The following is a 12047-nucleotide window of genomic DNA, read 5'->3' as shown; positions in this document are numbered from 1 at the left end:
CGCACCGCCCCGCGGGCCTGCGCACCGCGGGTCCCGCGGGTTCGTCGGGTGCGCCGCGATCACTGCTCCCGGGTGTTCGGGCAATCGGGATCGCCGCCGACCAGTCGGCACACGAGGCGGTCCTGCGGCTGCGCGGTGCCGTGCTCCTGCGCGGTGATGCGGCGAATGGCGAGGATCCCGTCCACCGGGATCTGCCGGTGCTCGCCGCCGGAACCGCTCGGCTGCCAGTGGGCGAGATCGCCGCTGCTGCCGTAGAGCGCGTTGTTCAGGTCCACTTCCGCCAGGCCGCGCCACATCGTCGCCGGGCCGATGGGTTCGGTGGGGGCGCCGCCCGTGCCGTTGCGACCGGGGTTCTGGCCGGCCAGGACGGTGTTCACCGCGTGGTGGACGAGGTAGACCGCGTCGTAGGCGAGGTAGGCCCGCTGCTCCGCGGAGTCCACCCGTGGCCCGTCGGCACCGTTGGGCGTCGGCGGCCCGACGAACGACACGTAGTCGAGCGTGATCTCGCGGTACTTCGACAACTCCTCGCCGAGGACGTACTTCGAGGTGTCGTCGCTGGCGAGCAGGTGCGGGAACGAGTCCGCCGTGCACGCGTTCTGCACCGAGTACGGGAAGTGGTCGAGCCCCGCCGACCGGTCGGCGTAGAACAGCGCACCCTCGCAGTCGATGTTGCTCTGCACTGCGGGCGTCTCGTCGACGAGCGTGGCGCGGATGCCGCGGCGCTCGAGCGCCTGCTTCGTCTTGACCGCGAGGTCCTCAAGCCTGGGTGAGTTGCCGAGCTGTAGAGGTCCAGGTTGGACGGATCCGCGTCGGCGGCGCTGTGGTAGATCTGGACGTGTTCCGGCACGTCCGGCTTCCTGCTGATGTAGTGCGCGAGGACCTCGGCCTCGCGCTGGTTCCCCGGCGGGATCTGGTGGAACAGCTCGCTGCTCTGCGCGAGCGTTTCCGCTGAGGTGGTCGTCCCGATCATCGGCAGCCCCGCGCGGCCGAGGCGGTGGATGGCGCTCCGGGTGTTGCTCCAGCTGCCGCCCATGCCGGCGGCGGTGAAGATGCCGAGGTAGACCACGGTGTAGGTGGGCACGTCGGTGTTCGCCGCCCGTTCGTTCACCCCCGCGTTGGTGGCGAAGACGCTGCGCTGGGCCCGCGCGAGATCCGCGACCAGGTCCGGTTTCTCGGAGTGCTCGTCGGTGAACACGTGCTCACCCGCGGAGTAGCCGACGCACTCCCCGCCGAGCACGCGCACATCGGTCTCGTCGAACGACGTCCACCACCGCCCGCTGTGATCACGCACGCGTTCGTTCCCGCACACCGCACGTGCTGTGCCAGAATTCCCCGGTCGGTTGTTGCAAGGAGGTGGCAGTTGCATTGCCTGCGACGTTGGCTCGGGCTGCCGGCGCTGGCGCTCATCGCGGTCCTGCTGGCCAGCTGCGGGTTCACGGGCGCCAGCAGCGAGGACAACGCGCTGCACGCGGCCATCGGCATTCCACCGCGGTCCGGGTGGTCCCCGGCCTCGGACGACGCGATCCTGCTCATGCAGCTGGGGGTGACCGAACCGCTCACCGACGTCGACCTGCAGGGCCGCGTGCACCCGAACTTGGCCACGTCCTGGCAGCGCAACGACGAACGGGAATGGCGCTTCACGCTCGCCGAGGGAGTGCGCTTCCACTCCGGTGAACCGTTCACCGCGCAGGCCGCAGCGCGGTCGCTGAACAACGTCGCGCACGCGAGCACTCCGCCGCGGACGATGCGCGGAATCGTCAGCGGTGCGGAAGCAGCCGGTCCGCGCACCCTCGTCGTGCGCACCGAGGTGCCGGACCCGATCCTGCCGCTGCGCCTGGGCAGCGCGAACTCGGCGATCCTCGCCCCCGCGGCCTTGCGCGGCGACGGCGGAGTCGACATCCACGCCGGCGCGGGCACCGGACCCTTCGAGATCACCGGTGTGGACGGGAGGAAGTCGTTGGATCTGCGCCGATTCGACGACTACCGCGGCAAGAAGGCCGAGCTCGACCGCGCTCGGGTCCGCTTCGTGGAAGACCCCTCGGCCCGGTTGAACGGTCTGCGCAGCGGCGAGTTCGACCTCATCGACAAGCTCCCGGTCTCGCAGGCCGAAGAAGTCTCCTCCGATCCCGAGCTGCGCGAATCCACCGTGGAGCTGCCGCGCACCAGCGCGCTGCACACCAACACCGAAAACGGCCCCTTCGCCGACGAGCGCGTGCGCCGCGCGGCGGCCAGCGCGCTCGACCGCCCGGCGATCGTGCAGGGGGTGCTGCGCGGACGCGGGGAGCCCGCCGCGCGCTACTTCGGTCCCGCCGTGCCCTGGAGCAGCCCAGCACGGCCTTCCGGATCGGACCAGCAGCAGGCGCGCCGGTTGCTGGCCGAGGCCGGGCAGCAGCACCCCTCGGTCACGATCGGCACCTACCCCGAGCGGCCCGATCTGCCCGCGGCGACCACGGCGGCCGCCGACCAGCTGGAGAAGGCCGGCTTCGACGTGCGCATCGTGCAGGCCCCCTCCACCGAACTCGAAGAGCGGATGCTCTCCGGCGAGCTCGACGGAGTGGTGTACTCCCGCAACTACCTCGTCGACATGCCGGACGCGAGCAGCTACCTGCACAGCGACTTCAGCTGCGACGGGTCGCTGAACCTGGACCACTTCTGCGACCCGCGGATGGAGCGGATCAACGACCGGCTGCGCGAGGTGGCCGGTCCCGCGCAGCGCGCCGACCTGTTCCGACGCGCCGACGCGCTGCTCGCCGAGCAGCAAGTCGGCATCCCGCTGTTCCACGAACAGGCCCAGATCGCCCACCGCGCCGGGGTTCACGGCATCCCCGCCGATCCACTGGAACAGGAACTGCTCACCGAGGAGGTCTCCGTCCGATGACCGCTGTTGTCGAAACGATCGTGGGCTACTGGGACGTGCGGGCCAGGAACGGCTACGACCAGCAGCCGGGGCAGAACCCCGCCCGTCCGGTGTGGCGGGAGCGGATCGCCCCGCTCGTCGCCGACGCCGTGGGACCGCGCGCCCGAGTGCTGGACAGCGGATGCGGCACGGGCTTCCTCGCGCGGCTGCTCGCCGCGGAGGGGCACCGGGTGACCGGCCAGGACGCCTCACCCGGCATGCTCGCCGTCGCCCGGGAGAACGCCGCGGTCGAGGGCGTGGCCGCGACCTGGCTGCTCGGCAGCGCCGACGGGCCGCCGGCCGGCCCGTTCGACGTCGTGGTCACCCGCAACGTGCTGTGGACGCTGCCGGAACCCGCGCGGACGCTGCGATCCTGGCGGGCCCAGCTCCGCCCGGGCGGATTGCTGCTGGTCACGGACGCGCTCTGGGGCTGGGCGGACGCGAACGACCCGAGCGTGCAGGAACGGTTCGCGGCCAGCTACGCCCCGCAGCGCGACGGGCTCCCGCTCGGCGACGGACTGGACTTCTCCACCTGCGCCGAGCTCGCCGCGCAGGCCGGTTTCGGCGGCGTCTGCGACCACACGGGCCTGTTCGACACCGCGCCGTACCCGAGTGCGCCGGGATTCTTCCTGCTGAGCGCACGCGCCCCGCAGCCGTGACGGGTGGCGGGGTGCGCAGCGCAGCGCTCACGCGGCTCGCGGTAGCACCGGTCGTGCTGGCCGCCGTTGCCGTGGTCGCCATGCTGCTGCCGGAGTTGACCGGGGTGGATTCGGCGCGCGCCGTGCTGGCGCAGCGCTACTCCGCAGCGGACCCCGATCCGCAGGTGCTCGCCGCGCTGCACGCCCAGCTCGGCCTCGACCGGCCGTTGCCGGTGCGGGTGACCGAACGCCTCGGCGGGCTGTTCACCGGCGACCTCGGCGTGTCCTGGATCTCCGGCACGCCCGTGGCGGGAATCCTCGCGAGGGCGCTGCCGGTCTCGCTGAGCCTCATGTCCGCCGCGCTGGCGGTCTCGCTGCTCGGCGGGGCGCTCGCCGGTCTGCTCGCCGGCTACCGCCCGGGGTCGGTGGTCGACCGGCTGGTCCGGACCGGTAGCCGGATGGCGGCCGCGGTGCCGGAGTTCGCGCTCGCTCCGCTGCTCGTCGCCCTGTTCGCGGTCACCTGGCACCTGCTGCCCAGTTCGGGCTGGAGCGGGCCCGCCTCCATGCTCCTGCCGGTGCTCTCGCTCGTGCCGTCGCTGGCCGCGCCGGTGGCGGCGACGACGCGGGAGCACGCCCGGCAGCTGCGCGGAGCCACCTTCCTCACCGCCGCGCGCTCCCGCGGGGTGGGCGAGTGGCGGGTGCGCCTGCTGCACTTGGCGCGCCCCGCACTGCCCGGAGCCCTGTCGGTGTCGACCTACAACGCGGCGGGCATGATCGCCGGCACCGCGGCCATCGAAGTCGTCTTCGACATTCCCGGGCTCGGCTGGACGCTCGTCGACGCCGTGCAGGCGCAGGACGTCCCCGTGGTCCAAGGCGGGCTGCTCGTGGCCGCCGCGATCGCATTGGCCGTGGGGGCGCTGGCCGACGGGCTGCGCCTGCTGGTGGACCCCCGTTCCCGGGAGGCGGACGCATGAAGCGCTGGATCGGGCAGGCGGGGTTGGCCGCGGTGCTCGCGGTCTGCTTCGTCGCCGGCATGCTGCGCGATCCGTGGCGGACGCGGCTGGGTTCGGTGCTGCAGCCGCCGAACGCGCGGTTCCCGCTCGGCACGGACGAACTGGGCCGCGACGTGCTGGCCCGGCTGGCGCACGGCGCTCCGGCGACGCTGGGCACGGCGGTCGCGGCGCTGGTCGTCTCCGCCGCGGTGGGCGTGCTCGTCGGCTGCGCCACGGGGTGGTCGTCCGGGCGGGGCGCACGCGTGGTGCGCGCGGTCGTCGACGTCGTCGTCGCGCTGCCGCCGCTGCTCGTGGCCCTGGTCGCCAGCCTCGTCGCAGGGCCGAGCCGGGTGACGCTGCTGCTGGCGCTCATCGGCGTGGCCTGGTTGCCGTTCGCCCGGCACACCGATGCGCTGACGGCCGCGCTGCGCAGTGAACCGTGGGTCACGGCGCACCGCGCCGTCGGTGCGAGCACGGGGCGGATCTGGTGGCGCTCGATCCTGCCGCGGGTGGTTCCGGCCAGTGCCGAGCTGGCGGTGCTGCGGCTGCCGGCGCTGGTCAACACGGTGGCCGCGCTGGGATTCATCGGGCTCGGACCGCCACCGCCCTCCCCCGAGTGGGGGTCGATGCTCGCGGAATCGGTGGACCACCTGGCCAGCGCGCCGTGGCTGTTGCTGGTGCCGGTGGTGGCGCTGGTGCTCGCGCAGGTCCTGCTGGCGAGTCTCGCCGGTCGCGACGGGGCTGCCGCCGCCGCGGGCCTGCGCAGGGCGGTACGCGCGCTGGGACGGCGACCCGCCCGCGCGGAAACCGCGGAAACCGCGGACTGATCGCGGGCGGACATCGCCGGAGCGGAACCGCAACCGGTTCCGCCGGGTCAGTGGACCGGGCCGGTGTACTTCTCGCCCGGACCCTGTCCGGGCGCGTCGGGGACGGTCGAGGCCTCGCGGAAGGCGCGTTGCAGGGTCTGCAGGCCGTCGCGCAGCGCTCCGGCGTGCGGTCCGAGGTATTCGACCGAGGACATGACCAGCCCGGCCAACGCGGTGATGAGGCGGCGGGCCTCGTCGAGGTCGCGCTCGGGGGAGGCGTCCGGATCGTCGTCGGCGAGGCCGAGTTTCTCGGCCGCCGAGGACATGAGCATCACAGCGGCACGGCTGATCACTTCGATGCTGGGAACATCTGTGAGCGCGCGGACGTTGTCCTGGGAGTCGGCATCGTGGCCCGAGGAACCGATCGGATCCACGGGGGTTGGTTGGCTCTCGGTCACGCCTGCTAGCCTGTCACGTGCTACCAGCCCCCGCGTTCCGGGGGCGGCGAAAGCGGAGTTCGCTCCCACCCGTGGTGGCCGGCTCAGAGGCCTCCGGGTTCCGGTCCTGCCGGCGGTGTTCCGTCGGCGGTTCGAACGGTGTCGCGTACGCGGTTCGATCGGTGGAAGACTGCGCCCGTGCCTGCCGTTGCGGCGGGTTCGGCGAGGCCTTCCGGGGCGAGCTCGACAGCCACGGTGCAGCAGTAAACACCAATCATCGAACCGAGGAGGCCCCATCCCCGAGACGCGCATCAATGATCGCATCCGCGTGGCCGAGGTCCGCTTGGTCGGACCGAACGGTGAGCAGGTCGGAATCGTTCGCATCGAGGACGCTATGCGGCTTGCCCAGGAAGCGGATCTGGACCTTGTCGAGGTCGCCCCGCAGGCGCGCCCGCCGGTCTGCAAGCTCATGGACTACGGCAAGTACAAGTACGAGAGCGCGCAGAAGGCTCGCGAATCGCGCCGTAACCAGCAGCAGACCGTCATCAAGGAGCAGAAGCTCCGACCGAAGATCGACCCGCACGACTACGAGGTGAAGAAGGGGCACGTGTCCCGCTTCCTCGGCCAGGGTCACAAGGTCAAGGTGACGATCATGTTCCGCGGTCGTGAGCAGTCGCGTCCGGAGCTGGGGTTCCGCCTGCTGCAGCGACTGGCCGAGGACGTCTCCGACAAGGGCTTCATCGAAGCCAATCCCAAGCAGGACGGTCGGAATATGATCATGGTCCTCGCGCCGCACAAGAACAACAAGTCGAAGACCAAGGCGAACGCTTCCTGAGCGGGTGCACCGGCGGTGCACCGCGGATGCGGAGCCGAGGCAAGACTCGTACCCAACGAGCCGGGTCGGAACGGCGGTTCGTTCCGGCCCGGCGTCAGTACGAAACGAGGACGACGATGCCGAAGCAGAAGTCGCACAGCGGCGCTTCCAAGCGCTTCCGCGTGACGGGCAAGGGCAAGCTGCGCCGCGAGCAGGCAGGCCGGCGCCACATCCTGGAGAAGAAGTCCAACCGGGTGAAGCGTCGACTGGAAGGCACCGAGTCGGTGGCCAAGAACGACGTCAAGCGCGTCAAGCGCCTGCTGCGGAGCTGAGAGCCCCGCTGCGCCGCGGCGTCGAGCGTCCAGCGCGCGTCGGCGCACTCGGCGCCCTTGTACGCAAATCCAGCAACCGCTCGGGCGGTTACCCGGGTGCCCGCGGGCACGCCGGGAGCACGCCCCTGATGAGACTGACAGGACGAACTCGTGGCACGCGTCAAGAGGGCGGTCAACGCCAAGAAGAAGCGCCGCAGCACGCTGGAGTCGGCCAAGGGGTACCGCGGGCAGCGTTCCCGCCTGTACCGCAAGGCAAAGGAGCAGATGCTCCACTCCAAGCAGTACAACTACCGGGACCGGCGGGCCCGCAAGGGTGAGTTCCGCAAGTTGTGGATCACCCGCATCAACGCCGCCACCCGGCAGCACGGCATGAGCTACAACCGGTTCGTGCAGGGGCTGAAGGCCGCCGACGTCGAGGTCGACCGCAAGATGCTCTCCGAGCTCGCGGTGTACGACCCGCAGGCGTTCTCCCAGCTGGTCACAGTTGCGCGGGAGAGCCTGCCGGAAGGGACGTCCTGATCGACTCGGGCGCTTCCGCGGCCCGGCCCGGGGCGGCGCTGACCCAGCGCTCGTCCCGGGTCGTCTCCGCCGCGAAGCTCACGCGTCGCGCCGGCCGGAACAAGGCCGGCGCTTTTCTCGCCGAGGGGGCTCAGGCGGTCCGGGAAGCCCTGGCTGCGCACGATTCCGGTGAGCTGCGGATGCGTGAGCTGTTCCGCACCGCCGACCCGCGGCACGAGGAGGAGGCCGCGGCTGCTCGCGCGCTCGGCATTCCCGTGCGGGAGATCACCGAGCGCGCTGCGGAACACCTCTCGGAAACCGTCACGCCGCAGGGCGTCGCGGCGGTGTGCGCGCTCCCCGCCGGCGGGGTCGCCGCGGCGCTGGCCGGCGAGCCCACCCTCGTGGCGGTGCTCGTGGACATCGCCGACCCGGGCAACGCCGGCACGGTGGTCCGCGTGGCCGATGCCGTGGGTGCCGATGCGGTGCTGTTCGCCGGCGAGTGCGTCGACCCCTACAACGGCAAAGCCGTGCGCGCCTCGACCGGCAGTCTGTTCCACCTGCCGATCGGGCGGGAGCGCGACACCGCGGCGGTGCTGGCGCAGTGCCGGCAGGCGGGACTGCGCCTGGTCGGTGCCGACGGGGCTGCCGAGGTGGATGTGGACAGCGCCGCCGAACGGGGGGAGTGGCACGTCCCCACGGCGTGGGTGCTCGGCGGCGAGGCCCACGGCCTGCCCGCAGCGGTGTCCGCCGAGCTGGACGCGCTGCGCCGCGTGCCGCTGTACGGCCGGGCGGAAAGCCTCAACCTCGCCACGGCCACGGCCGTGTGCCTGTACACCTCGGCGCGAGCCCTGCGGCGTGACCGGTGATGCCCGGATGCGGTGCGGAGGGGCACGCGGGATCACCGCGGAATCCGCTTCCTCCGGTCGCTTAGACTCGAAGGGTTACAGGGGTGGCGACGTCGCGCGCCGACCGGCGCGCCGAACCGGAGCAACGGGAGTTACGCACGAACGATGTCCGCAGCCAATGAGCAGGACGACACCGCGGGGGGCGCCGCGTTGTCCCCGGAGACCTTGGAGAACGCGGTGGCACGTGCGGCGGAGGACTTCGCCGGCGCCACCGACCTCGATGCGCTGGCCGGGGTCAAACCCGCCCACCTCGGGGAGCGGTCGCCGCTGCTGACCGCGCGGCGCGCCATCGGCGCGCTGTCGAAGGAGGAACGCGCCGAAGCGGGCAAGCGGGTCAACGACGCGCGCGAGCGCATCCAGACCGCTTTCGACGAACGGCAGGCGGTCCTGCGGGCCGAGCGCGACGAACGCGTCCTGGCGGAGGAAGCGGTCGACGTGACGCTGCCGGTCGAACGCGTCCCCTCCGGTGCGCGGCACCCGATCACGCAGCTGATCGAACGCGTCGAGGACACCTTCCTCGGCATGGGGTGGGAGGTCACCGAAGGCCCTGAGCTGGAGAACGAGTGGTTCAACTTCGACGCGCTCAACTTCGGCAAGGACCACCCGTCCCGCACGATGCAGGACACGTTCTACGTCTCCCCCGAGGGCTCGGGACGGGTGCTGCGGACGCACACCTCGCCCGCGCAGGTGCGGGCCCTGCTGCAGCGCGAGCTGCCGGTCTACGTGGTCTGCCCGGGCCGCACGTTCCGCACCGACGAGCTCGACTCCACGCACACCCCGGTGTTCCACCAGGTCGAAGGCCTCGCGGTGGACAAGGGGCTGACGATGGCCCACCTGAAGGGCACGTTGGACGCGTTCGCCCGGGGCATGTTCGGCGCGGACGCGAGCACCCGCCTGCGGCCCTCGTTCTTCCCGTTCACCGAACCGTCCGCGGAGATGGACGTCTGGTTCCCGGAGAAGCGCGGCGGCGCCGGCTGGGTCGAGTGGGGCGGCTGCGGCATGGTCAACCCGAACGTGCTGCGCGCCTGCGGCATCGATCCGGAGGTCCACACCGGCTTCGCCTTCGGCATGGGGTTGGAACGCACGCTCCAGTTCCGCAACGGGATCCCCGACATGCGGGACATGGTGGAAGGCGACGTGCGGTTCACCCTGCCGTTCGGGATCGAATCCTGAACATCCCTGAAACGACCCCATCGACGACAGAAGGGCCTGACCCAAGTGCGGATCCCGGTTTCGTGGTTGGCCGAGCATCTGGAGCTGCCCGAGGAGACGACGCCGGAGGAGCTGGCCGACGCGTTCGTCCGAATCGGGTTGGAGGTCGAGGAGGTCACACCGTTGACGCGGGTGCGCGGCCCGCTCGTCGTGGGGCGTGTGACCGACATCGAGGAGCTCGCCGAGTTCAAAAAGCCCATCCGGTACTGCCGGGTGGAGGTCGGCTCGTCCGATGAGGAGCCGCAGGTGAACGGCATCGTCTGCGGCGCCACCAACTTCCGCGAGGGCGACCTCGTCGTCGTCGCGCTGCCCGGTGCCGTGCTGCCCGGGGAGTTCGAGATCTCGGCGCGCCAGACCTACGGGCGCACCAGCGAGGGCATGATCTGCTCCACGTCCGAACTGGGCATCGGCGAGGACGTCGACGGCATCCTCGTGCTGCCGGCCGGGGCCGCCACCCCGGGAACGGATGCGCGCGAGCTCGTCGGCCTCAACGACACCGTGATCGAGCTGTCCATCACGCCCGACCGCGGGTACTGCTTCTCCGTGCGCGGGTTGGCCCGGGAGCTGTCGAACGCCTTGGACGTGCCCTTCGGGGACCCGGGCGGGCGCCAGGTCCCGGAGGAGGAACGCTCGTCGCGGACGGTGTCCATCGCGGACGCTTCGGCGTGTTCGCGGTTCGTGTTCCGCCGCGTCACGGGCGTGGACCCCACCGCGCCGACCCCGTGGTGGATGCGGCGGCGGCTCACGTTGGCCGGGATCCGCTCGATCTCGTTGGCCGTGGACATCACGAACTACGTGATGCTGGAACTCGGGCAGCCGCTGCACGCTTGGGACACGACCAAGTTGTCCGGCGACGTCCGGGTGCGGCGTGCGGAATCCGGCGAGAAGCTGACCACATTGGACGGCATCGCCCGGGACCTCGACCCGGACGACGTGGTCATCTGCGACGAGACGGGGCCGGTGTCGCTGGCGGGCGTCATGGGCGGTGCCTCCACTGAGATCAGCCACGACTCGCACGACGTGCTGCTGGAAGCCGCCTCGTGGGACCCGGCGAGCATCGCCCGGGTGATGCGGCGGCACAAGCTGCCCAGCGAGGCGGGCAAGCGCTTCGAGCGCGCTGTCGACCCGGCGCTGCCGCCGGTGGCAGCGGAACTCGCCGCGCAGCTGCTCGTCCGCTACGGCGAGGGCACGATCGTTCCGGAACGCACCGATGTCGGCGAACCGCGGTTGCCCGCACCGGTGACGATGCCGCTGGGCCTGCCGGACCGGATCGCCGGCGTGTCCTACGGCCGCGGCGTGACGGCCCGGCGTCTGACGCAGATCGGCTGCGCCATCGAGGTGAGCACTTCGGACGAGGGCGTCGGTCTGGTGACGGCGACTCCGCCGAGCTGGCGGCCCGACCTGCAGCAGCCTGCCGACCTCGTCGAGGAGGTCCTGCGCCTGGAGGGCTACCACACGGTTCCGTCGGTGCTGCCGCCGGCGCCTCCGGGGCGCGGGCTGGCCGAGGAGCAGCGCCGTGAACGGGCCGTCTCGCGCGGCTTGGCCGCCGACGGCTACGTCGAGGTGCTGCCGTTCCCGTTCACCGGCGACGAGGTGCTCGAGGCGTTCGGCCTCGACGAGGACGACCCGCGACGGCGCACCCTGTCGTTGCAGAACCCGCTGGAGGCCGAGCACGCGCGGCTGTCGACCACGCTGCTGACCGGGTTGGTGGACACGTTGCGGCGCAACGTCTCCCGCGGACAGCGCGACCTCGCGCTGTTCCACATCGGGCAGGTCGTGCAGCCCTCGGCGGAGCTGGGCGAGGTGCCCGACGTCGGTGTGCGCGCTCGGCCCTCGGCCGCGGAGCTGTCCGCGTTGCACGGTTCGCTGCCCGCGCAGCCGCGGCACGTGGGTGCGGTCCTGTCCGGCAAGCGCGAGCGCGCCGGCTGGTGGGGCAGCGGTCGGGACGCCAACTGGGCCGATGCGGTCGCGGCCGCGCACCGGGTCGCGCACGCGGCCGGGGTGGAGCTGTCCGTCTCGGCGGGCGAGCTGGCGCCGTGGCACCCGGGTCGGTGCGCCGAGCTCCGCGTCGGCGACGCGGTGGTGGGCCATGCCGGGGAGCTGCACCCGAAGGTGGTCGAGGCGCTGGAACTGCCGAAGCGCACCTGCGCGATGGAACTGGATCTGGACGCGTTGCCGGTGAGCGCGCGGCGGCCGGCTCCCGCGATCTCGGGGTACCCGCCGGTGCTGCTCGACGTGGCGCTCGTCGTCGACGACGCGGTCCCGGCCGGTGACCTGGTCGAGACCGTCCGCACCGGTGGTGGTGAGCTGTTGGAGGACGTGCGGCTCTTCGACGTCTACACCGGCCAGCAGGTCGGTGCGGGCAAGAAGTCGCTGGCGCTGGCCCTGAGGTTCCGCGCCGGGGACCGCACGCTCAAGCAGGAGGAGGCCACGCGGGCCCGGGACGCGGCGGTCACCGCTGCCGCGGAGCGGTTCGGGGCCGTGCTGCGCGGCTGACGTGCCGGACAGCCGGTCCCC

Annotated in this window: 12 protein-coding genes; 10 read left to right on the top strand and 2 right to left on the bottom strand. The window is 72.0% G+C overall.

All coding sequences use genetic code 11. From position 1 onward, the window contains the following. Positions 1 to 59: 59 nt before the first annotated feature. Positions 60 to 680, bottom strand: coding sequence for a hypothetical protein (locus ACVGV2_RS11270; protein ID WP_459162319.1), 621 nt, complete (start codon positions 678 to 680; stop codon positions 60 to 62). A 680-nt stretch (positions 681 to 1360) separates the two neighbouring features. Here ACVGV2_RS11270 and ACVGV2_RS11265 point away from each other — a divergent pair. Genes ACVGV2_RS11265 through ACVGV2_RS11250 form a run of 4 tightly spaced genes read left to right on the top strand, consistent with a single transcriptional unit; the run spans position 1361 to position 5353 of the window. Continuing rightward, on the top strand, positions 1361 to 2878 hold the full coding sequence (locus tag ACVGV2_RS11265) for an ABC transporter substrate-binding protein (RefSeq protein WP_459162318.1): 1518 nt from the start codon (positions 1361 to 1363) through the stop codon (positions 2876 to 2878). Further along, positions 2875 to 3555 carry a class I SAM-dependent methyltransferase gene (locus ACVGV2_RS11260; RefSeq protein ID WP_459162317.1) on the top strand — a complete coding sequence of 227 codons (681 nt, stop codon included), beginning with the start codon at positions 2875 to 2877 and terminating at the stop codon, positions 3553 to 3555. The genes ACVGV2_RS11265 and ACVGV2_RS11260 overlap by 4 nt, the downstream gene beginning before the upstream one ends. An 11-nt stretch (positions 3556 to 3566) precedes the next feature. After that, entirely contained in the window at positions 3567 to 4508 is a 942-nt protein-coding gene (locus ACVGV2_RS11255) for an ABC transporter permease (protein ID WP_459162316.1), read from the top strand. Beyond that, entirely contained in the window at positions 4505 to 5353 is an 849-nt protein-coding gene (locus tag ACVGV2_RS11250; RefSeq protein WP_459162315.1) for an ABC transporter permease, read from the top strand. Before ACVGV2_RS11255 ends, ACVGV2_RS11250 begins: the two co-directional genes overlap by 4 nt. A gap of 47 nt (positions 5354 to 5400) precedes the next feature. Here the strand turns inward: ACVGV2_RS11250 and ACVGV2_RS11245 are convergent, their stop codons facing one another. Continuing rightward, entirely contained in the window at positions 5401 to 5766 is a 366-nt protein-coding gene (locus ACVGV2_RS11245) for a DUF1844 domain-containing protein (protein WP_459165964.1), read from the bottom strand. A 298-nt stretch (positions 5767 to 6064) separates the two neighbouring features. On the opposite strand from ACVGV2_RS11245, the gene infC reads away from it, so the two are divergent. From infC to pheT, 6 genes are all read left to right on the top strand, one after another. After that, complete coding sequence (infC, locus tag ACVGV2_RS11240; RefSeq protein WP_459165963.1) at positions 6065 to 6604, top strand: translation initiation factor IF-3; 540 nt, start codon at positions 6065 to 6067, stop codon at positions 6602 to 6604. A gap of 116 nt (positions 6605 to 6720) precedes the next feature. After that, positions 6721 to 6915, top strand: coding sequence for a 50S ribosomal protein L35 (gene rpmI, locus ACVGV2_RS11235; protein ID WP_459162314.1), 195 nt, complete (start codon positions 6721 to 6723; stop codon positions 6913 to 6915). 150 nt (positions 6916 to 7065) lie between these two features. Next, complete coding sequence (gene rplT / locus ACVGV2_RS11230; protein WP_459162313.1) at positions 7066 to 7434, top strand: 50S ribosomal protein L20; 369 nt, start codon at positions 7066 to 7068, stop codon at positions 7432 to 7434. Further along, positions 7431 to 8279 carry a TrmH family RNA methyltransferase gene (locus ACVGV2_RS11225; RefSeq protein WP_459165962.1) on the top strand — a complete coding sequence of 283 codons (849 nt, stop codon included), beginning with the start codon at positions 7431 to 7433 and terminating at the stop codon, positions 8277 to 8279. The genes rplT and ACVGV2_RS11225 overlap by 4 nt, the downstream gene beginning before the upstream one ends. 144 nt (positions 8280 to 8423) lie before the next feature. Beyond that, positions 8424 to 9491, top strand: a complete 1068-nt coding sequence (gene pheS, locus ACVGV2_RS11220; RefSeq protein WP_459162312.1) for a phenylalanine--tRNA ligase subunit alpha — start codon at positions 8424 to 8426, stop codon at positions 9489 to 9491. A 45-nt stretch (positions 9492 to 9536) separates the two neighbouring features. Further along, positions 9537 to 12026, top strand: coding sequence for a phenylalanine--tRNA ligase subunit beta (gene pheT, locus ACVGV2_RS11215; protein WP_459162311.1), 2490 nt, complete (start codon positions 9537 to 9539; stop codon positions 12024 to 12026). Positions 12027 to 12047 lie beyond the last annotated feature (21 nt).

This window comes from Bounagaea algeriensis, from assembly GCF_054491375.1.
This window is presented reverse-complemented; position numbering and strand designations above follow the sequence as displayed.